The organism is Paenibacillus sp. FSL P4-0127, from assembly GCF_038007325.1.
Taxonomy (GTDB): Bacteria; Bacillota; Bacilli; order Paenibacillales; family Paenibacillaceae; genus Fontibacillus; species Fontibacillus macerans.
Genome location: NZ_JBBOWY010000002.1, coordinates 1,015,877 through 1,036,825 on the forward strand (window position 1 = coordinate 1,015,877; position 20,949 = coordinate 1,036,825).

Here is a 20,949-nt window from a genome sequence, read left to right on the forward strand (position 1 = left end):
TCCGAAGGACCAAATTCGGAGACCGGCCGTTTGCTTTTGTCCGCGCGCCGTCGTTATGTTTGCAGCAGCAACAATATAATCGAGGACAGCCCTAGGCAGGTGCTGACCAAATAAAGCACCACGACCGCCTGTTTCTGACTGAAGCCGGCGCGAAGCAGCCGATAATGGACCTGGCTGGCATCGGCCTGATACGGTGATTTGCCTTCCATCATCCGCTTAATGACGACGAACAGATTGTCGAAGATCGGCACGCCGAGCGCCAGAACCGGGATAAACAGGGACAGCACCGTCGCTTGCTTAAATGCGCCGTCCAGCGCGATCACGGCCAGCATAAAGCCGAGGAAAGTCGCTCCGGCGTCGCCCATAAACACTTTGGCCGGAGGTTTGTTATAGCGCAAATAAGCGAGCGTAACCCCGATCAATGTGATCGACAGCATGGCGGAGTTCGTTTGTCCTTTCGTCACTGCCACCACAAACAACGTTACGGCCGATATCGCCGACAATCCCCCGGCCAGCCCATCAAGCCCGTCCGAGAAATTGACCACCGTCGTTACGCCGAAAATCCACAAAATCGTCAGTATAAATTGCAGCCATTCCGGAAGAAATACATATTGGCCGCTTAGCGGATTCACGAACCCGTTGAATTGAATGCCGGCAAAATAGACCAGCACGGCTGCCGATACCTGCACGATTAGCTTCGGCAGCGCCGGAAAATCGCGGCCTTTCGTTTTGTACCAATCGTCGACGGTGCCGATCGCCAGCAGCAGCAAGCCTCCGCCAAATAACGCCCCGGTTTCCCAGGAGAAATCCCGCGTGAACAGCAGATACGAAACAAAAAAACCGGTAAAAATGGCGTAGCTCGCCGTCAGCGGGATCGGCTGCCGGTGGATTTTCCGCTCGTTGTCGGCGCGGGGCTTGTCCACAAAGTCGAGACGAAAGGCCAGCTTGCCCAGCGGCGGAATGAGAAAATAAACGATCAAAAACGATAGCAAAAAGGAAAGTACGTATAAAATCTTGCTCACCACCAGATGGATAGACTTATTGACTTTTACATCCCATATTATAAAAAGAATCTTAAAACTTGTCGAATACATGCTACAATAGCTGCATACAGTTAACAGGCGAAGGGTGAACCGAAGCCCGTATCTGTGGTACATTATAGGAAAAGGCAAGAACCGTACGGGGGGATAATAAGCATGCAAGACGATTACTCGCGTAAACTTGAAGACCAGAAAGGTCTGTTCAAACAGCTTGGCATCAAGCTGGATGCGCTCTCCATTCATGAAAAGGAATTTGACGTCAAAATGCGCGGTTACGACAAGGAGGACGTGGATCGTTTCCTTGACGAAATCATCGTCGACTATGAGCGCTTTTACGATATCATCACCGATTTACTGGACAAATATAAGGAAATCCAGCGCCGCCAGGCTTATTGGGAAGAAGAGATAAAGGCGTTCGCCGCCCGCAAGCCGCAGCTTGAGCTGGAGAACGCCGTGGACCGCCGCCTCGTCGAAGACGGGATCCGCCAGTTGGAGCGCAGCCTGGAGCAGCTAAAACTGCAGGTTCGCAAGGACAAATAAATAGGGAACGGATAAAGGATGTGAACATTCTAAGGACCGACGCGAAAGGCGCCGGTTTTTTGCATATTGGCGCCGCTTTAGGCGAAGAATAGTCGGGTAGCCCCGAAAATAAACAGCCCTGTTAACAGCCCTGTTCAATCTTCACGGGATGTTCATGTTTCCAAGACTTGCAACTTGGGACGTCAAGTGGTAATATATAAACAAGATTTAGATTTAGTCTAAATTTAAGATTTTAAAAGACACAAATCGAAGCGAAAAGGGCATTAAAATTTTTGGACATAGGAGGAATTTAAAATGGCAAATCAAACGATGACTCAAGTTGATCAACAGCTGCAGAAACAATTGAACCTGCAAATCGCAAACTGGACTCTGATGTACACAAAGCTGCACAATTTCCACTGGTTTGTAAAAGGCTCGAATTTCTTTACATTGCATGAAAAATTCGAATCCTTGTACGACGAAGCTGCCGGATACATCGACGATATCGCGGAACGCCTGCTGGCCATCGGCGGAACTCCGGTAGCTACGCTGCGCGAATCGCTGGCGGTCGCCAGCCTGCAGGAAGCGAGCGGCAAAGAGACGGCCGATGAAATGGTAGCCGCCATTGTCGCCGACTTCGAGACGCTGTCGAGCGACCTGAAAGACGCCATGGAAACGGCCGCCCGCGTTGAAGATGAAGCGACCGGCGATTTGCTTCTCGGCGTTCTTTCCGCCCTGGACAAACATCGTTGGATGCTGAACGCTTACCTGGGCAAATAAGCTGGCCGATTAAACACCGCCGCAAACAAAAGACCTGCCTTGGCAGCCGAACCGCTGCCGGGCAGGTCTTTTTGCAAGGCTTAAACCACCTTGAAGCGGTCGATGAGCCCCTGAAGCTTCTCCGACAAGGAAGACAAGAAGCTGGCCAAAGCATCGATTTCCTGCATCGCGGCGAGCTGTTCCTCGGAAGCGGCGGACATGTTTTGCGCGTTCTCCGCGGTCTGGTTCGCGAACTTGACGATGTTCTCCAGCGAATGAACCAGCCTTTGCGAACTGTCGGAGAGCGCCTGTACGTTTCCGCTGACATCGGTTATAGCCTGGGCGGTAAATTCCGCCGAATTGCCGACATCGGCAAACGAATGCCCGGCGCTGCGGACCAGCTCCGCGCCGCGCCTAACTTCCAGAACGGTCTCGTCCATCGCCCGGCCGGTCGCTTCGATCTGGTTCACGATATGCTCGATCAACGCGGCGATTTGCCGGGCGGAGTCGGCCGACCGCTCCGCAAGCTTGCGGACGGAGGCGGCGACGACGGCAAAGCCGCTGCCGTGCTCCCCGGCCCGGGCCGCTTCGATCGAAGCGTTAAGCGCGAGCAGATTGGTTTCGGCGGTAATTTCCGTCATGATGTCCAGGATGCTTTGGACCTCTTTGGAATTGTCCCCAAGCCCCTGAATCAGCGAGGAAAGCTGCACGATTTTCAGCTCCATCGTCTCCATTTGCCCGCTGCCGAGGCGGATCGATTCCCCGCCTTGCCGCGATGCTTCGGACGATTGCCGTGCCGCCTGCGCCACGTTTTCGGCCCGGCTTGCGATTCTAGCGATCGTACCGGACATTTCGCGCAGCGCCTCCGAATTTGCCTCCAAATTGCGGAGCTGCGTCTCCGCGCCTTCCGCCAGCTTCTGCGTAATGTCCACAGTCTGCTCTCCCGCCCGTCCCGTCTGCTCGGCGCTGGCCGAAAGCTCCTGCGAAGAGGAAGCCACCTGCATGGACATATCGTTCACCTCGGAAATCAGGCGGCGTAAACCGACGATCATCTCTCCGAAACCTCTCGTCAGCTTTCCTACCTCATCCCGGCTGCTTAGCAGCAGCGGCTCCACGGTCAAATCGCCTTGGGCGACGCGGCCAACTTGCCCCGACAAAGTTTCCAGCGGACGGATCATGCGGTGAATGAAGAAGTAAATAAACGCCACGGCGGCCAAAAATACGACCCCGCCGACGGCGAACGGCAGCGCGATGATATCCCAGGTGCGCTCCCCGATAATGGAAGCGTCGAAGTTAATGACCATCAGGCCGATGATCTCCCGGTTCGGATCGTGGTTTCTGTATATCGGTCCGTAACCGCTGAGCAGCTTGGCCCCATCGTAGTCATAAACCTTCGTATAAACGGAATGTTTCATCGTCATGATCATATCCCGGTCCTGCGGACTGAAGTAGAACGAATCCCCTGCCCGGTACCCGCGTTTTTGCAAATTTTCGTCAGCGGCGAGGATTTTGCCGTCCAGGGACATCAGGAACGCTTCCTTGAACAGCGGCTTATGGGCCACCGTCCAGTTCAGTCGTTTCTCCAGTTCCGTCAGGCCGGACCTGTCCCCTTGAGCCAATGCTTCGATATCCTTCGGATCGACGAGGCCGGTCGTTATGTTGGCGCAGCCTACGGTTTCGATGCCGACGGACTGTTCGACTTGGGCGTACGTCATCCGGTAACCGAAAAAACCGAGCAAAAGCCCGACGATAACGAGCAGTCCGATTAACACGGAAGTTATTTTTTGTGCGAATCCCATGGTTTCTCCCCTATCTTTTTTGCGGAATGATGTCTGAATATGTAGAATGGTCTAAGACACATTATAATGAGAAAATATTTGCATCAAATAAACAACGTCACTAAAAATAAAATATTGGGAAAAAAATCACAAGAGGTGACACGACATGACAGAAACCGGGGAGAAATGGCGTTTGTTCGTGGCGGTTCCCATTCCGGCCGAGGTGAAGCGGAAGCTGGACGACTGGTGCCGCCAGCGGCGGGACCGGCTGCCGTTCCGCAAATGGGTGCACGCGGAGGATTATCATATTACGGTGCAATTTTTGGGAGACATGCCGCCCGAGCGGCTGGGGGAATTGGAAACTTCCCTTACGAAAGCGGCCTTTGGCGTTGCCCCTTTTTCGCTGGAGGCGGGCGGCTGCGGCACCTTTGGCCGGCCGGCCAGTCCGAGCGTGCTGTGGGCCGGAGTGAAAGGGGACCTGCCGGCGCTGGGCCGGCTGCACCGAGAGGTTGCCGAAGCCAACCGGGAGCTTGGTTTCGTCCCCGAAGACCGGCGCTATAGCCCGCATATTACGCTGGCCCGCAAATACCGCGAAGACGCGGCGGCGATAAGCGCCGAGGCGCTGAAGGAGGCTGCCGCGTTCGGTTCGTGGACGGCGGACCGCTTGGTGGTCTACCGCACGCATATGCATGAACGCCCCATGTACGAGACGGTGGCCACCGTCAGCTTTAGCCAATGAAAAAAGGCCCTGGCGGGCCTGGCGGTTTTGCCGGTTAATTCCGGCCGGCGCTTTTTTCTCTCGCTCTGCTAGTTGGCCCGCTGCGCGGCATGGCTTTTGCCGGGGAGATGAGCTCTGGAGGACAAGCGGTCCGCCGTTTTCAGCATCTCCAGCACGCTTGCGGCGCATTGGCCCGGCCGGTAAGGCGAGGAAAGGGCGGTCCGCGTGCGGCGCGGCTGAACGGGGGCGGAATGCCCCTTGCCGCTGCGGATCAAGGCGAGCCAATCGTCCAAAACGTCCAGCGAAGTCAATTCGGAGCCATAGCCATGGCTGACGAAAAACTCGCGGTTTTTCTCCTCCTGCCCCGGAATCGCTTCGAAAAACAGCATCGGAATGCCTTTGGCCAACCCTTCGGTGCAGGTCATGCCCCCAGCCTTCGTGATCAAAAGATCGGCGGCGTCCATCCATTTGCTCACCTCGCGGGTGAAGCCGAGAACTTTCATGTGGGGATGCTGCAGGGCCGGGTGGTTGCGGAGCTTTTCGGCCAGCTTGCCGTTGCTTCCCACGCAGCACACGAATTGCACTTGATCCAGCCAACCCGCTATTCCGGCAATCAGCTCCTCGTCAAACAACAGTCCCCATCCCCCGCCCATCACAAGCACGGTGGGCATATTTTTGAGTCCCAGCTCGGCTCTGGCCTGAGCGGGGTCCTGCTTGACCCAGAATTCCGGATGGACGGGGATGCCGGTCACCTGGATTTTGGCCGGGCTTACGCCGCGGCCCAGCAGCAGCTCCTTTACCTCGGGCGCGGAGACGAGAAACCGGTCCACGCCGGGACTGATCCAGGAGCCGTGAGCATCGTAATCGGTAATGATCGTACATAACGGGATATCGATCCCGGACGCTTTCAGCCGCGACACGATGGCGGCCGGAATCGGATGCGTACAAACGATAAGATCGGGATCCAATTGATTGATCACATCCGCGGCATGCTGATAAAACATTTTATGAAGCGCCAGGCGCGTCAGTTTGCTCACGGGTTTTTCGTAATTTTTGCGGTAAAGCTTGCCGACCAGGGCCGGACTTGTGCTCACGGTCATCCGGTAAGCGGATATAATCCACGGAGCTACCGTCGGATGCAAAAACGACCCGAGCTCCATCACCTTCGTCTGGATATCCGGAGCGAGCTTTCTAAGACCGGCGGCCAAAGCGTGTCCGGCCTGAGTGTGGCCGCTTCCGAATCCTTCCGATAAGATCAGTACTCTTTTTTTGCGCATGTCGTTCACCTGCTCCAAAGTTTAATCCGGATTCTCTCTTTTTCCTATGGATATTTTATTTCTTTTTTTCATCGGTTTAAAGGGGCTCGGGACGGGTACGGCGCTGGACCTTGGACGGGGAGGCGGCCGCAGATGGGGAATTCGGGCATGTCCCCAAAAGATGATAAAACACCTTGCAGCCGATACTTAATAGTGATAGAGTGAAAATTGACTTAATGACCAAAAATGATATTTCGTTTGATTTTTTTATGCGTTTATTTCTTAGATTATATCATGTACTTTGTACAAGGAGGTGTCCCTTATGGTACTGGTGGACCGCCGCAAGCAGGTCGTCGAAGCCGCGGAAAAATCGTTTTCGCTGTTCGGTTACAAAGCGACGACGATGGACCATGTGGCCAAAATCGCGAATGTGGCCAAGGGAACGATTTATACCTTTTTTAAGAACAAAGAGGAGCTGTTCGATGAAATCCTGCGCTCCGTGATTGTCGATATGCGCCGGATCGTTGAGCGTGAGGTGGACGAGAACAAGCCTTTTTTTGATAATTTGCACCGGGTGATGGATGCGATCTTGGAGTACCGGAGCGAGCATGAGCTGCTTATCAAGCTGTCGCAGGAAGTGCGGGAAATCGGCACGCCCAAGGCCCGCGAAGGTCTGGAACGGGTCGAGAACAACATTTTGGATTATCTGGAACGGCACATCTCCCGCTCGGCGGAGCGCAAAGAGATTCGCGATTTCGACCCCAAGCTGGTTTCGTTCGTGGTGTTCAAGCTGTACATCACCCTTACTTCGGATTGGAACAAAGCGCATAAACCTTTAAGCAAAGACCAGATCAAAAATTTCATCCGCGATTTTTTGGCAAGCGGACTGTCGCCGGTAAAATAAGCCGGGCAAACCCGCTATCTCGCCGATCATCATCCGTTTCCGGAACGTAAGGCCGGGAGCGGATTTTTTTTTTGGCTGATATTCACACCGGAAGAATATCCTGCATAAGTAAGAACGCTTTCGCGGCAAGAAGCGGCAGAGTTCCCTGAAAAATATAATCAATAGTGCAAAAGAAATAGAATATAGTGCAAAAACAGACGTGACATTTTCCGTTAGAATAAAAGAAAGATTGTTCCGGGCTTATCCGGCCAAGCAAAGGTGATCAGACTCATGAAATGTTTCGTTAATTATCGCTTATTTTACTTATAGAAAGGTTGCGTCAGATGATGAAACACACCGTTACACCACCCAAGCAGGGACTGTACGATCCCGCTTTTGAAAAAGACGCTTGCGGCATGGGGTTTGTCGCCCATATCAAAGGCCGGGCCTCCCATGATATCGTCAGCAAAGCTTTGACGATGCTGGCGAACATGGAGCACCGGGGCGGTCAGGGCAGCGAACCGAATTCGGGGGACGGCGCAGGTATTTTACTGCAAATCCCGCATCGTTTTTTTGCTGCGGAAGCGCAAAGCCTTGGATTCGCTTTGCCCGAGCTGGGCCATTATGGCGTCGGCATGCTGTTTTTGCCGCATGACGAGGAGCTGCGCAGCAAGCAGGAGGCGCTGCTGACGCAAATTATCGAGGAGGAAGGCCAGCGGCTGATCGGCTTCCGCACCGTGCCTACCCGGGACGACATGCTCGGCAAATCGGCCAAGGAGGCCAAGCCGTTCGTACGCCAGGTGTTTATTGGACGCGCCGAAGGAGTGCGGGATGAGCTGGCCTTTGAACGCAAGCTGTACGTAATCCGCCGGCGGGCCGAATTGGCGATCCGGTACGGCGGGGCGGAGGGCGGAGACGCTTTTTACGTATCCAGCCTTTCCTGCCGCAAAGTGGTCTACAAAGGGATGCTGACGACGGAACAGGTCGGCCGGTTTTACCTGGATTTGAATGACGAACGCCTGGAATCCGCAATCGCGATGATTCACTCGCGCTTCAGTACGAACACGTTTCCGAGCTGGGAGCGGGCCCATCCGTACCGCTTTATGATTCACAACGGCGAGATCAACACCCTGCGCGGCAACGTGAACTGGATGCACGCACGCCAGTCGATGCTTGAAACCGATGCCTTCGGCGATGATCTGGAAAAAGTTAAACCGATCATCAATCCGGACGGTTCCGATACGGCGATGTTCGACAATACGTTTGAATTTCTGTATTTGAGCGGCCGTTCCCTGCCGCATGTGGCGATGATGATGGTCCCTGAACCTTGGGCCGGCCGGGACGATATGGATGACGATAAAAGAGCGTTTTACGAGTACCACAGCTCGCTGATGGAGCCTTGGGACGGACCCGCGGCGATGGGCTTTACCGACGGGATCCAGATCGGCGCGATTCTCGACCGGAACGGCCTGCGTCCGTCGCGTTATTATGTGACGAAAAACGATCTGATCGTGTTGTCGTCGGAGGTCGGGGTGCTCGATATCCCGGCGGAGGACGTACTGTACAAGGACCGGTTGCGCCCGGGGCGGATGCTGCTGGTGGACACGCGGGAAGGACGGATCATTTCCGACGAGGAAGTGAAATCGGCGATCGCCAAAGAGAATCCGTACCGCGAATGGTTAAGCGAGCATATGATCACGCTTGAGGACCTGCCGGAAGCGCCGGAGCTTCCCCAGGAAAGCCATGAGGATATCTCGCTGCGTCAAATGGCGTTCGGCTATACGTACGAGGATTTGCGCAAAGTATTCGAGCCGATGGCCTTGACCGGGGCGGAAAATATCGCTTCGATGGGCTACGATGCGCCGCTGGCCGTGCTTTCGGACCGGCCGCAGCGGCTGTACAACTACTTCAAGCAGATGTTCGCGCAGGTAACCAACCCGCCGATCGATGCGATCCGCGAGGAACTGGTTACTTCCACGATCACGACGATCGGGCCGGAGCGCAATTTGCTGAAGCCGGAGCCGGAAAGCTGCCGGCAAATCCGCCTCGATTCGCCGATTTTGTCCAACGAGGACTTTGCCAAGCTGCGCCATGTGCATCGTCCGGGATTCAAGGCGATCACGATTCCGATCCTGTTCCCGGCCGCTGAAGGAGCCGCAGGGCTGCGCAAGGCGCTCGATACGCTGTGCGAGGCGGCGGACCGCGTCATTGCCAAAGGCCACAACATCCTGATTTTGTCCGACCGCGACGTCGATCCGGAGAACGCGGCGATTCCCGCGCTGCTGGCGGTCTCCTGCCTGCACCACCATTTGATCCGCGAGGAGACGCGGACGAAGGTGAGCATTCTGCTGGAGTCCGGGGAGCCGCGCGAGGTTCATCATTTTGCGCTCCTGCTCGGCTACGGGGTCAGCGCCGTAAACCCTTATCTCGCGTTCGAAACGCTGCAGGATATGATCGGCCAAGGCATGCTGAAAGGCGTGTCGTACGAAAAAGCGGTCTACAACTTCATCAAGGCTGCAACCAAGGGCGTGGTCAAAACGCTGTCCAAGATGGGCATCTCGACAATCCAATCCTACCGCGGGGCGCAAATTTTCGAAGCGGTCGGTTTGGAGGCGTCGTTTGTCGACCGGTACTTTACATGGACGCCTTCCCGGATCGGCGGGATCGGGCTGAGCGAAGTGGCCAAGGAAACGCTCGACCATCACTTCCGGGCGTTTACCGACAAGGACGGCAAAGACAAGGTGCTGGATTCCATCGGGGAATACCAGTGGCGCGACGGCGGGGAAGAACACTTGTTCAACCCGCAGACGGTGCATCTGCTTCAACAGTCGGTGCGCACGGGCGACTATAAGGTGTATAAAAAGTTTGCCGAACTGGTTCAAGGAGAGAACGAAAAGTATCTCACGCTGCGTTCCCTGCTGGAGCTGAAGCCGGTTGGACCGAAGGTGCCGCTGGAGGAGGTCGAATCGGCGGAATCGATCATGCGCCGGTTCAAGACGGGCGCGATGTCGTTCGGCTCGATCAGCAAAGAGGCGCACGAGACGATCGCGATCGCGATGAACCGCATCGGCGGCAAGAGCAATACCGGCGAAGGCGGCGAGGACCCGGCGCGTTACGTGCCGGACGCAAACGGCGATTTGCGCCGCAGCGCGATCAAGCAGGTGGCCTCGGGCCGGTTTGGCGTCACTTCGCATTATTTGGTCAATGCGGATGAGATCCAAATCAAGATGGCCCAGGGGGCGAAACCGGGCGAAGGCGGACAGCTGCCGGGCCGCAAGGTGTATCCGTGGGTTGCGGAGGTGCGCGGATCGACGCCGGGCGTAGGCCTGATTTCGCCGCCGCCGCACCATGACATCTATTCGATCGAGGACTTGGCGGAACTGATCTACGACCTGAAGAACGCCAACCCGCAGGCTCGCATCAACGTTAAGCTGGTGTCCGAAGCCGGGGTCGGCACAATCGCGGCCGGGGTCGCCAAAGGCCGGGCGGACGTGATCCTGGTCAGCGGCTATGACGGAGGAACGGGGGCTTCGCCGCAAAGCTCGATCCGCCATGCGGGTCTGCCTTGGGAGCTGGGCCTCGCCGAAACCCATCAAACGCTGATGCTGAACAATCTGCGCGACCGCGTCGTGCTGGAAACCGACGGCAAGATGCTGACCGGACGGGACCTGGCCGTCGCCGCCCTGCTGGGCGCCGAGGAGTACGGCTTCTCAACGGCGCCGCTCGTGGCGGTCGGCTGCATCATGATGCGCGTCTGCCAGCTTGACACCTGCCCGGTTGGGGTGGCCACGCAAAATCCGGAGCTGCGGAAAAACTTCACCGGCGATCCGCAGCACGTGGTGAACCTAATGAAGTTTGTCGCCGAGGATCTGCGCGAATGGATGGCGGAACTTGGCTTCCGCTCGCTGGACGAAATGATCGGCCGCACCGACTGCCTGGATACTATTAAAGCAGTGGACCATTGGAAAAAGAGAGGCATCGACCTGAACTCGCTGCTGCATATGCCGGAGCTGCCAGAAGGCGGCAGCCGCTATTGCACGAAGCGGCAGAACCACGGGATCGAGGAGACGCTCGATGTGACGAAGCTGCTTCAAATCGCTGCGCCGGCGCTCGAGCGCGGGGAAGCGGTCAGCGCGCGCCTGCCGATCTGCAACGTCAACCGGGCGACCGGCACCGTGCTGGGCAGCGAGGTGACGCGCCGCTACGGAGCCGAAGGGCTGCCGGAGGACACGATCACGCTGCACTTCGAAGGTTCGGCGGGCCAAAGCTTTGGCGCCTTCATTCCAAAGGGCATGACGCTAACCGTGGAAGGCGACGCCAACGACTACACCGGCAAAGGGCTGTCCGGCGGCAAAGTGATCGTGAAGCCTTCGCCGCGGGCGACGTTCGTGCCTGAGGAGAACATTATCATCGGCAACACTTCGTTCTACGGCGCTACGAGCGGCGAAGCGTACATTCGCGGCATCGCCGGCGAACGGTTCGCGGTCCGCAACTCCGGCGCGAATGTTGTCGTCGAAGGCGTGGGCGACCACGGCTGCGAGTACATGACCGGCGGACGCGTTGTCGTCCTGGGTGGAACGGGCCGCAACTTTGCGGCCGGGATGTCCGGCGGGATCGCATACGTGCTCGACGAGAGCGGCGATTTTGCCGGCCGCTGCAACCTGGAGATGGTGCTGCTCGAAGCCGTGGAGGATCCGGCCGAAGCCGATCAGCTCCGCACGATGATCAGCCGCCATGTCCTGTACACGGACAGCGCGGTGGGGCGGCGCGTACTGGGCAATTGGAACGAATGCCTGCCGAAGTTCGTTCGCGTCATTCCGAAGGACTACAAACGGATGCTGGAGCAAATCCGCAAAGTGGAGAACGAAGGCCTTAAAGGCGAAGCGGCCCTGCTCGCCGCCTTCGAAGCCAACGCGCGCGAATTGGCCAGAGCTGGCAAGGACTGACGAGATAACGGCATATTGAAACGAATATACGAGAGTTAAACCGGAAAAACCCGGAGGACCTGCGTTGATCAGGCCTCCGGGTTTTTGTATAAGTGCGAGTTCAAAAAGTCAGGTTTTTAGCACCGAGACATACGCTTGCCTCTCGGCTGAACTTAAGATTCGAACTACTCCTTCTGGCTTGTTTGCTTCTTCAGTTTCGCTACTTGCTCTTCGGACAGCCTTGTAACTTTAATCCCCAGCGATGTCTCCATTCCCTCTCGAAGCATATTGAGTGCCGCCTTCTTCAAGCCTTCATCCTTCATCGTATCCCAAGCGCTTCCACGCAGGCATCAGTTCCATAATAGACTCACCCTCCTCCGGGTATTGTTGCTTCCGCAGTTCCACCTCCTTGTCCGTATCCCCCTGACCCGTGGTACGTTGGAAAAATCCAATAGAATTTCCGGATTGATGGCCACACTGATACATTCATTGGAAAAATCCAATAGATTTCTTCAAATCGGATCAATTTGCCGCTTTGTGGACCAATTCTATTGGAAAAATCCAATCAAACTTGCAGCGAGGGGCCCCATTTTAAATTCTATTGGAAATTTCCAATCAGAATTAACTCAAGTGTTATCCGAGGCAAGTAAAGTGAGAGAAAAACCGCCAGTAAATTTCAAAACGTTTCTAAATTGCTCTACGGAAGGAGCGCATGTTATACTAGGTTCAGACGAAGAACGTCCATTACGCATATCGTGGTATGCGTCGGGACGTTCTTTTTTTATGGTTAATGGGGAGGGAAGCTCATGGAGTTTGAAAAAGCTCATCAGGCGTTTTTAGAGTATCATTTGTCCGGCAGGGCGGGGGAAAGGAAAGGCAGGCTGCTTCGCGGGCATCAATATGCCGAGAAACTTCTATTGCAAAATGTGTGGTGGCCGCTGTTCGGAACTCTTGATAACCTGCACCCGGAGTATGAAGTGTATGATTGGAACCGAAAGTCGCAGTTTCTCGATTTTGCCTTTTTGCCGGCCTTCGGCCGCTTTGGTTTGGAGTGCGATGGGTTTCAAAGCCATGTTAAAGACATGGATCGTGAGAGGTTCAGCTATTCGCTGAATCGGGATACGTTTTTAACCGGGATGGGCTGGACAATGATCCATTTTTCCTTCGATGATGTGCAGCAGCGTCCCGAGGTATGTCGCATGCTGCTTCAGTTAGTGATCAGTCCTTACCTTCTGCGAGACGGCAGGGATCAGGGGTTGCCCGTCAGGGAGAAGGAAATTCTCCGTTTGGCTTGGAGGCTGGGCGGGCGCGTCCGGCCAAGGGACGTGATCCAAGAGCTTGATATCGACTTTAGGACCGCCCGCAATCGCCTTCGAGTCCTTTCGGCCAAAGGAATGTTGGGCCCTATCGAAACGGGACGTGGGGTTCGTGCATACGAGCTCCAGGAACTGGCATTAAACTATCTTCACTAGGCTCAAAAGAATTAGCACAGCAAAAAGGAACTGGGGAGCAGAAGGAGCGGGTTGGGTTGCCATGCAAGGCGTGCAGAAGGAGTAAACTTGTTTGTCCTTGCAAAGCGGCAGGCCGTGCAAAACTTAGCAGTAGGTCCGCAACTTATGTATAACTATAATCGTGTATTCTTCTATATAGGTTTGGCCTGGAAACAAGCGGGTTAAAGGGCATGCCATTTTGTGGTAGAATATAGAAATATTCTTGATTATAATATTACCTGATTATAATGGTGAAGTTCGGTGATATCGTGCAATCAATGTGCCATGCATTCCAGGTGTTGTTTTGGCCAGGCATTATTTTTGTTGCACATTTTGAAGTATAATAAGAAGTTTCGAAGCAAGGAACTATCGACAAACAAGAAGTAAAGGGGGAGCAACATGACGGTGACGGAGGAGCCTGTTGTGCGGATTCAGGGCGTGAGCAAAACGATCGGCTCCAAGACGTTGATCGATTCTTTGACGCTGGACATTCCGGCGGGACAGGTGTACGGGTTTCTTGGGCCGAACGGGGCCGGGAAAACGACGACGATCCGGATGATGGTCGGCCTGATGTCGATCTCCAAAGGCGATATTTTCATTCAGGGGGCCAGTATCAAGCAGCATTTCGAACAAGCGATTTCGCATGTGGGGGCGATTGTGGAAAACCCGGAGATGTACAAGTTCCTGACGGGGTACCAAAATTTGCTGCATTACGCCCGGATGTCGCCGGGGGTGACGAAGCAGCGGATTTGGGAAGCGGTTGAGCTGGTGGGCCTGGAGCAACGCATCCACGACAAGGTGAAAACCTATTCGCTGGGGATGCGCCAGCGGCTTGGCGTGGCGCAAGCAATCCTGCACCGGCCCAAGCTGCTGGTGCTGGACGAGCCGACCAACGGCCTCGACCCGCAGGGGATTCGCGAGCTTCGCGATTACTTGCGGACGCTGGCCCGCGAGGAAGGCACGACCGTGTTCGTTTCCAGCCATTTGCTCGCGGAAATGGAGCTGATGTGCGATACGGTGGCCGTGATTCAGCAGGGGCGGCTCATCGACGTCAAACCGCTGCGGACGGAAGGGGAAGCGGAACAAGGGCGGGAAATCGCCTTTGAGGTTAGCGACCCGGAGCGGGCTGCCGGGGTAATCGGAGCCGGCCGCATTCAAAACAGCCGCCTGATCGTCGCGGCGGATCGGACCAAGGCGGCGGAAATCAACGCGAAGCTGGTCATGGCGGGCATTTCCGTTTATGAAATCCGGGCGTTGACGCGTTCGCTGGAGGATCAATTTCTGGAGCTTACGGGAGGTGGGCGCATTGAGTAATTTTTGGCGGCTCGTCCAAAACGAAAATATGAAAATATACCGCCGTTTGCGCACCTGGATCATGGCCGGACTGCTGGTTCTGCTGACGTTCCTGTTTGGGACTTTGTATGCGCTGGATGGAGGAATTTCCACGCTCAGCGCCTGGGACGCCGTGGATCAGCTGACCTTTCTGTATTATCTAGTCGGCATTTTCGCCGCCATCGCCGCCGCCGATGTGGTTGCCGGAGAATTTACGTGGGGAACGATCAAGCTGCTGCTGATTCGTCCTTGGACCCGCACGAAGGTGCTCGCTTCCAAGCTGCTGGCCGTGCTGTTGTTTACGCTGGCGATGTCGGCGGTGTTTTTTGCCGCGGCGCTGGCGGTCTCTTTTCTCATCTTTCCGGACATGCCTTCGGCCGTGTTTCCGGAAGGGGCAAGTCCGGCCCTGTCCATTCTGGAAAATTGGCTCTATAACTACATAAAGTTTTTCGTGATTACGATTTTTTCTTTCATGCTGTCCACGGTTTTTCGCTCCGGCGGACTTGCCATCGGTTTGTCCATTTTCATTTTGTTTGCCGGAGACCTGTTCGCGGCGCTGTTTAACCCGGTGCGCTTTCCGTGGGCCAAATACATCCTGTTCACCAATATGAATTTAAGCCAGTACTACGGCGGACGTACAGGACCCGCAGGAATGACGCTCGGCTTTTCATCGGCGGTGCTGGCCGCGTACGTCGTGCTGTTTCTTCTTATTTCCTGGTTTGTATTCAAAAAAAGGGATGTCGCGGCTTGACCGTCAAAGCAAAAAGTTCCCGTTGGCATCCGGCAGGCGGGAACTTTCATGGATACCCGGGGGGTTCCAGTGCCTTGGGCGCACCGGAGATTACCCTGCTTCCGGCTGCGCCGATTTTTTTCGCTTCTCCTTAGCGTTTGCGGGTGCGGGAGCAGGGGCGGGGGCGGCCGGTTCCATTTTGCTTGAGCCGTTGAGCTGCCCGCCTTCGAGAATGATCAGCTTGGCGACGTCGACATTTCCGTCAACCTGGCCGTTTCCCGTAATTGTCAGCTTCCCTCTTGTCGATATGTCGCCGACCACTTTGCCGGCCACGACCACTTCGCCGCCTTGAATATTCGAGCGGGCTTCTCCGGTCTCGCCGATCACGACCTGTCCCAGACACTCGATTTCACCGCTGAATTTTCCTTCCAGACGCAGGTTCGATTTGCACTCCAGTTTGCCTTCGATGCTGCTGCCTTGGCCGATTAACGTGTCGGTGAGTCCTGCGGCATTTTTCCTGTCTTTTAACATCGTTCACTTCAATCCTCCATACTTAGGATATTTACTTCAAATAGGGCAGGGGATCGACGGGTTTGCCGGCCTTCACGATTTCAAAATGAAGATGCGGCCCGGTGCTGCGCCCGCTGCTGCCCAGCTTGCCGATCTGCTGTCCTTTGTCGACCGTGTCTCCTTCGATAACGCCGATCTCGTTCAAATGCAAATACCAGCTTTGCAGGCCCCCGGGATGCTCGATCACGATATATCTCCCATGCGAGCTGTCCTTGTCGGTGGTGATGACTTTGCCGGCTCCGGCGGCGTAAACGGGATCGCCGAGCTTGCCGCCGATATCGATGCCGGCATGAAAAGCGGCCCGGCCGGAAAAAGGATCCGTCCGGTACCCGAAATTCGAAGTCAGCCGCGTGGACAGCGTGGGCCATTCCGAAGGCGTGCCGGAAATGGAGTATTGCGTTTGCCTTGCTTTTTTGAGCGTAACCGGGACGTTTTTCTCCATTTCATCCAGCATGTCGCTCATCATCGCAAAATCGTCGCTCGTCTCCCGGGCAAGGGTTTCAATTTCATTGTCGTGAACGGCGATAAATTCGCCGCCGATCCCGCTGTCCGCAAGCGAATCCTGCGAATTGTCCCAGGACAGGGAAGACAGCTTGCCCAGCTCCTTCGAATCGCCGTACTTATCGATGAATTTCTGAAGCTGGGCCTCCAGCTCCGCCACGCGTTCCATCCGGTCCATCATGTCCTTGGATTGTCCGGAAAGCGCAATCACTTCATTTTGCAGACGCTGGATCGCTTCGTTTTTGTCGGTAACGACCGCTTCAAAAGCGATGGTCTGCGATTTTAATTGTTTTTCCAGCCTGGAAACGGTGTGGTCCGATTGGATTTGCAGGCTGACGATCAGGCCGGAAATCGACAGCAGCGCCAGCAGCGGGACGGCAACAACGAGCGGCTTGGACACTTGAACCTGCTTGACGGGCTGGTTGGCGTCGCGAAGGACAAGCAGCGTCATCCGGTTAGGGTTCGGCAAGCTTACACTCCTCATGGCATCTCCTCCCCTACTTCTCGAGTTGGTTCTATATCTTATCTATTCCTATGACTCTTAAATCATGTCAAAAATGTAATCCCTGTCTGATATAAATCGCGTTTTACGTACGAACCGTCATACAAGGCGAGCGGGATGAATAAACCGGAGGCCGGATGGTTAAAGCTGATGGCTAGGGGAGGCTGCACCTATGATCTGGTTGCTTGTAGTTTTACTCGCGTACATCGCTCCAATCGCTATGATTCTCATTTTGGAGTTCAGGAACCCTAGCAAGGCCGTGGCTTGGATGTTTATTTTGTTCCTCTGTCCGTTCATTGGATTCATTACCTATTATTTCGTGGCGAAGGATTACACCAAACGCAAATGGCTGCGGCTCCGCAGCCGGCGGCCGTTTCCCGAAGCCCAGGCGAAGCTGCGGAAGCGGATGTCTATCGTAAGCACGGCCGAAGAGGCGCAGAATCCGGCTTTTCAAAATCAAAAACGGCTGTTCGGGCTGCTGACGCATTGGCCGAAAAGTCCCATCACGGGCCGCAATCAAACGCAGGTATACTCGGAGGGCGAAACCGCTTTTTCCGCTATGCTGGAGGAAATGGAGAAGGCGAAGGACCACATCCATGTACAATTTTACATTTTCCGCGCCGACGGGATTGGCTCCCGATTTCAGGAGGTCATGATCCGCAAGGCGAAAGAAGGGGTGAAGGTGCGGCTGCTTTGCGACGGCTTGGGCAGTTATCTGCTGCGGGCTTCCTTTGTCCGCAGGCTGCGGGCGGAGGGAGTGGAGGTTTATTTCTTCCTGCCGCCGCTGACCGCTTTGCAGAGCCGCCGGTTGAATTACCGCAATCATCGCAAAATTATCGTTGTGGACGGAACCGTTGGCTTTGTGGGCGGGCTGAATGTCGGGGACGATTATTTGGGGCTGTACGCTAAAACCGGATACTGGAGAGATACGCATTTGCAGCTGCGCGGCGATGCCGTTTATTTTTTGCAGATGACGTTTGTGCACGACTGGCGGCTGGCTTCCGGCCAGCGGATCGAAGGACCGGGCTTGTTTCCCGACCATCGCTGCGAGGGCAGGGAGCAGGTGCAAATTTTAACGAGCGGCCCGGGCCAGCCGAGGAACAACATCCGGGAAATGTGCTTTGGCGCGATGTCGGTGGCGACACGGAGAATCTGGATCGCATCGCCTTATTTCATCCCGGACGAGGCGGTTTATACGGCTTTAAAAACGGCGGCCCTCAGCGGAGTCGAAGTGATCGTCATTTTGCCGTATCACGCCGATCACCGGCTGGTCAAGCTGGCTTCGCTGTCGTACGTTGAGGAACTGCTGGCCGCCGGGGTGAAGTTCTATCAGTATACGAAGGGTTTTATCCACGCCAAAGTCCTGCTGGTCGATGATTTGCTTGCTTCCGTCGGAACGGCGAATATGGATATGCGCAGCTTTTTCTACAATTTTGAAATGACCGCGCTGCTGTTCGATCAGGGACCGATCGCAAAACTCGCGGACGATTTCGAACGGGATATATCCGACTCGGTCCCGATCCGGCTTGCGGAATTTGCCCGGCGTTCGCGCTGGCAAAAAGGAATGGAGCTGCTTGCGCGTTTGCTGTCGCCTTTACTGTAGCCTTTGCTGTAGCGGGTTACACCTTCACGGGGCCGCGCAAATGCTGCAGAATCAGCTTGACGGACTGGGGCGGAACGGCCGCCAGCAAATCCCTGCGTTCCTTCAGGCGCCGGCCGATGTTCAGCAGGTTGAAGTCGGACGGTTTGGGATCCTTGCGCACCTCCTCCCAAGTCAAAGGCGTCGAGACGCTGGCTGCGGCGCGGGCTCTCGGCGTGTATGGCGCGGCCAGCGTTTTGCCGCCGTAATGCTGCAGATAGTCGAAATAGATTTTGTCGCCCCGGTCCTTTTTCAACCGTTCGATGGTGAACAGGCCCGGATGTTTTTCGGTGACATAGCGGGCCACAAAGTGGCCGATGGAGCGCAATTCATCGAAGGTAACTCCGTATTCGACGGGGACGATGATCTGCACGCCGGTGGCCCCCGACGTTTTGGGCACGGAGGCAAGTCCCAATGAAGCCAAAACATCGCCGACGATGGCGGCCGCCTCCATGATCCGCGGCTCTTCCTCCCGGGACGGATCGAGGTCGATCATCCATTCGCAGGGCAAGCTTTCCCCTACGTAATGCAGCGAAGGATGAAATTCAATGCAGGCCAAATTGCCCAGCCAGAGCAGGACGGGCAGGCTGTCCATAACGACGTACCGGATGTTCTCGTGCAGCGCCGTGCGCACGAACGGCGGGAGCGGGTCGGGCGCGTTTTTCTGGTAAAAAAATTTGCCGTGGATGCCCCCGGGATAACGGATCGTCGTCAGCAGGCGGTTTTTGCAGTATTTCAGCAGGTACGGCGACAGCTCGGCGAGCTTCTCCAAATAGATCCGTTTGCTGATGCCGGCTTCCGGCCAGAGCAGCTTGTCGGGATTGGATACGGGCACTTCCGCGCCATCGACGAGGATGGTGCCTTTGATCGATTTCGGCATGCGCTTGGGACAGCTCCTTTCAAGCGGGAAGGTCGGTTGGCTGGGGCGATCCGGCCGCGCTTCCCGCGGGGTTATTATCTCTAGGCTTGCCTGGGGGCGCGGAAACTATGAGCCGGCGGGAGAATGGAGCTTGGCGGCGATGGGCAAACTTGGAAGACATCGAGCTATAAGTTGAACTAAACAAAAGTTCGGGAATAGGCAAGAGGGTGAAATGATTCTGAAGAAGCGAAGCGTTCGCCTTTGTGAGCGGATTTCGACCATACATGAATTTAATTAAATCATAGAAATCCGAGAACAACAGCGATCGTAAGAACATTTCACCCGGCTGCCTTTATCCCCCCTACAGTCATTAGTTCAACTTAAAAAGACAGATGGAGGCAAACACTTATGGATTTAAAACCGGTCGCGCCGTTTGAACCGATTCGCAGCGAAACGATCCCGCAGGGGGAAAACTGGGTGGCCCAGGTCAAATGGGACGGCGTGCGGATGCTGACCTACCGTGACGGGCGGGAGACGCGCCTCATCAACCGCAAAGGCAACGACCGGACGGCGCAATATCCGGAATTCATCGACGTCCCCTCGTACTGCCGGGCGAGCTCGGTCATCCTTGACGGGGAGATGATCGCTTTATCCGGGGGCAAGCCTTCTTTTCATGAGATCATGCGGCGCGACAGCCTGCGGCGGGAACGGGAAATCCGCTTTGCGAGCGGACGGATTCAGGCCATTTACATGATTTTTGATATTTTATATTACGACGGCGGCTGGGTGACCGGACGTACGCTGGCCGAACGCCAGCAGCTGCTGCAGGAGATCGTCGTTCCCGGCGACCGGGTGCAGCTTGTTCCCAATACCCGGGATGGACAGCTTCTGTTTAACCTGATGAAAGAGCGGGGCTGGGAAGGCATCGTCTGCAAAAAGCTTGACAGCCCGTACCTGATCGGCGGCAAGGATGGCAGATGGGTCAAGCGGAAGCTGGCCCGGGATCTGCATGCGGCGATCGGAGGCGTTACGTACCGGGACGGCATCGTTAACGCGATATTGCTCGGCTTATATGACGACGAAGGGCGGTTTTTGTACATCGGACATGCGGGGACGGGAAAATGGAAGGTTCGGGAGTGGCGCAAGCTGACCGCCAAGATTCCGGGGCTCGCCGTGCCGGAGCGGCCGTTTTACAACGTGCCCGAACGCATCAAAGGGGCCGTCTGGATTCAGCCGGCCCTGACCGTAAAAGTGCAATTTCTGGAGTGGACGCCCGGCGGAACGATGCGCCACCCGATCATACAAGGCTGGGGGGGCGTCCCGGCGGAGGAATGCAGCGTTTCGCAAAACATGTAGCGTCCGGCCCGTTATTCGGCTTTCGTTTTGGCGGGGCTTTTGCGTTTCGGCTTCGGTTTGACCGCGACGGTTGGCGTTCCTCCCGTTGCTGC

At 55.7% G+C, this 20,949-nt stretch carries 16 protein-coding genes; 10 read left to right on the forward strand and 6 right to left on the reverse strand.

Translation table 11 applies throughout. From position 1 onward, the window contains the following. Window positions 1-53: 53 nt before the first annotated feature. On the reverse strand, window positions 54-1,013 hold the full coding sequence (locus tag NYE74_RS30865) for an MraY family glycosyltransferase (protein ID WP_036628648.1): 960 nt from the start codon (window positions 1,011-1,013) through the stop codon (window positions 54-56). A 183-nt stretch (window positions 1,014-1,196) separates the two neighbouring features. Here NYE74_RS30865 and NYE74_RS30870 point away from each other — a divergent pair, with 183 nt between their 5' ends. After that, the gene (locus tag NYE74_RS30870; protein ID WP_340926119.1) at window positions 1,197-1,580 is read left to right on the forward strand and encodes a DivIVA domain-containing protein; all 384 of its coding nucleotides are present in this window, start codon (window positions 1,197-1,199) and stop codon (window positions 1,578-1,580) included. Between the two features lie 294 nt (window positions 1,581-1,874). Next, window positions 1,875-2,339, forward strand: a complete 465-nt coding sequence (locus tag NYE74_RS30875) for a Dps family protein (RefSeq protein WP_326047180.1) — start codon at window positions 1,875-1,877, stop codon at window positions 2,337-2,339. Between the two features lie 80 nt (window positions 2,340-2,419). Here the strand turns inward: NYE74_RS30875 and NYE74_RS30880 are convergent, their stop codons facing one another. Further along, window positions 2,420-4,117, reverse strand: coding sequence for a methyl-accepting chemotaxis protein (locus NYE74_RS30880; protein ID WP_340926120.1), 1,698 nt, complete (start codon window positions 4,115-4,117; stop codon window positions 2,420-2,422). A gap of 145 nt (window positions 4,118-4,262) precedes the next feature. On the opposite strand from NYE74_RS30880, the gene thpR reads away from it, so the two are divergent. Beyond that, on the forward strand, window positions 4,263-4,835 hold the full coding sequence (thpR, locus tag NYE74_RS30885; protein ID WP_124331797.1) for an RNA 2',3'-cyclic phosphodiesterase: 573 nt from the start codon (window positions 4,263-4,265) through the stop codon (window positions 4,833-4,835). Window positions 4,836-4,903: 68 nt separating this feature from the next. On the opposite strand, the gene NYE74_RS30890 is transcribed toward thpR, so the two are convergent. Continuing rightward, window positions 4,904-6,091, reverse strand: coding sequence for a UDP-N-acetylglucosamine--LPS N-acetylglucosamine transferase (locus NYE74_RS30890; RefSeq protein WP_036625306.1), 1,188 nt, complete (start codon window positions 6,089-6,091; stop codon window positions 4,904-4,906). A gap of 301 nt (window positions 6,092-6,392) precedes the next feature. On the opposite strand from NYE74_RS30890, the gene NYE74_RS30895 reads away from it, so the two are divergent. The 5 genes from NYE74_RS30895 (at window position 6,393) to NYE74_RS30915 (ending at window position 15,451) form a co-directional block, all read left to right on the forward strand. Next, window positions 6,393-6,974: a TetR/AcrR family transcriptional regulator gene (locus NYE74_RS30895; protein ID WP_036625304.1), complete on the forward strand. Its 582-nt coding sequence runs from the start codon at window positions 6,393-6,395 to the stop codon at window positions 6,972-6,974. Window positions 6,975-7,300: 326 nt separating this feature from the next. Beyond that, entirely contained in the window at window positions 7,301-11,899 is a 4,599-nt protein-coding gene (gltB, locus tag NYE74_RS30900; RefSeq protein WP_036628647.1) for a glutamate synthase large subunit, read from the forward strand. Between the two features lie 785 nt (window positions 11,900-12,684). After that, complete coding sequence (locus NYE74_RS30905; RefSeq protein ID WP_036625302.1) at window positions 12,685-13,350, forward strand: hypothetical protein; 666 nt, start codon at window positions 12,685-12,687, stop codon at window positions 13,348-13,350. A 417-nt stretch (window positions 13,351-13,767) separates the two neighbouring features. Beyond that, a complete protein-coding gene (locus NYE74_RS30910; RefSeq protein ID WP_124331796.1) occupies window positions 13,768-14,682 on the forward strand; it encodes an ABC transporter ATP-binding protein in 915 nt (304 codons plus the stop codon). Continuing rightward, window positions 14,666-15,451, forward strand: coding sequence for an ABC transporter permease (locus NYE74_RS30915; RefSeq protein ID WP_240752463.1), 786 nt, complete (start codon window positions 14,666-14,668; stop codon window positions 15,449-15,451). Before NYE74_RS30910 ends, NYE74_RS30915 begins: the two co-directional genes overlap by 17 nt. A gap of 90 nt (window positions 15,452-15,541) precedes the next feature. Here the strand turns inward: NYE74_RS30915 and NYE74_RS30920 are convergent, their stop codons facing one another. Further along, a complete protein-coding gene (locus NYE74_RS30920; protein ID WP_036625294.1) occupies window positions 15,542-15,961 on the reverse strand; it encodes a bactofilin family protein in 420 nt (139 codons plus the stop codon). A gap of 31 nt (window positions 15,962-15,992) precedes the next feature. Beyond that, window positions 15,993-16,985: a M23 family metallopeptidase gene (locus NYE74_RS30925; RefSeq protein WP_036625292.1), complete on the reverse strand. Its 993-nt coding sequence runs from the start codon at window positions 16,983-16,985 to the stop codon at window positions 15,993-15,995. Window positions 16,986-17,175: 190 nt separating this feature from the next. Here NYE74_RS30925 and cls point away from each other — a divergent pair, with 190 nt between their 5' ends. Continuing rightward, the gene (cls, locus tag NYE74_RS30930; RefSeq protein WP_036625291.1) at window positions 17,176-18,606 is read left to right on the forward strand and encodes a cardiolipin synthase; all 1,431 of its coding nucleotides are present in this window, start codon (window positions 17,176-17,178) and stop codon (window positions 18,604-18,606) included. A gap of 16 nt (window positions 18,607-18,622) precedes the next feature. Here cls and ligD read toward each other — a convergent pair whose 3' ends face one another. Beyond that, window positions 18,623-19,522 carry a non-homologous end-joining DNA ligase gene (gene ligD / locus NYE74_RS30935; protein ID WP_036625289.1) on the reverse strand — a complete coding sequence of 300 codons (900 nt, stop codon included), beginning with the start codon at window positions 19,520-19,522 and terminating at the stop codon, window positions 18,623-18,625. A 387-nt stretch (window positions 19,523-19,909) separates the two neighbouring features. Between ligD and NYE74_RS30940 the strand changes: the two genes are divergently transcribed. Then, window positions 19,910-20,857, forward strand: coding sequence for an ATP-dependent DNA ligase (locus tag NYE74_RS30940; RefSeq protein WP_124331795.1), 948 nt, complete (start codon window positions 19,910-19,912; stop codon window positions 20,855-20,857). Window positions 20,858-20,949 lie beyond the last annotated feature (92 nt).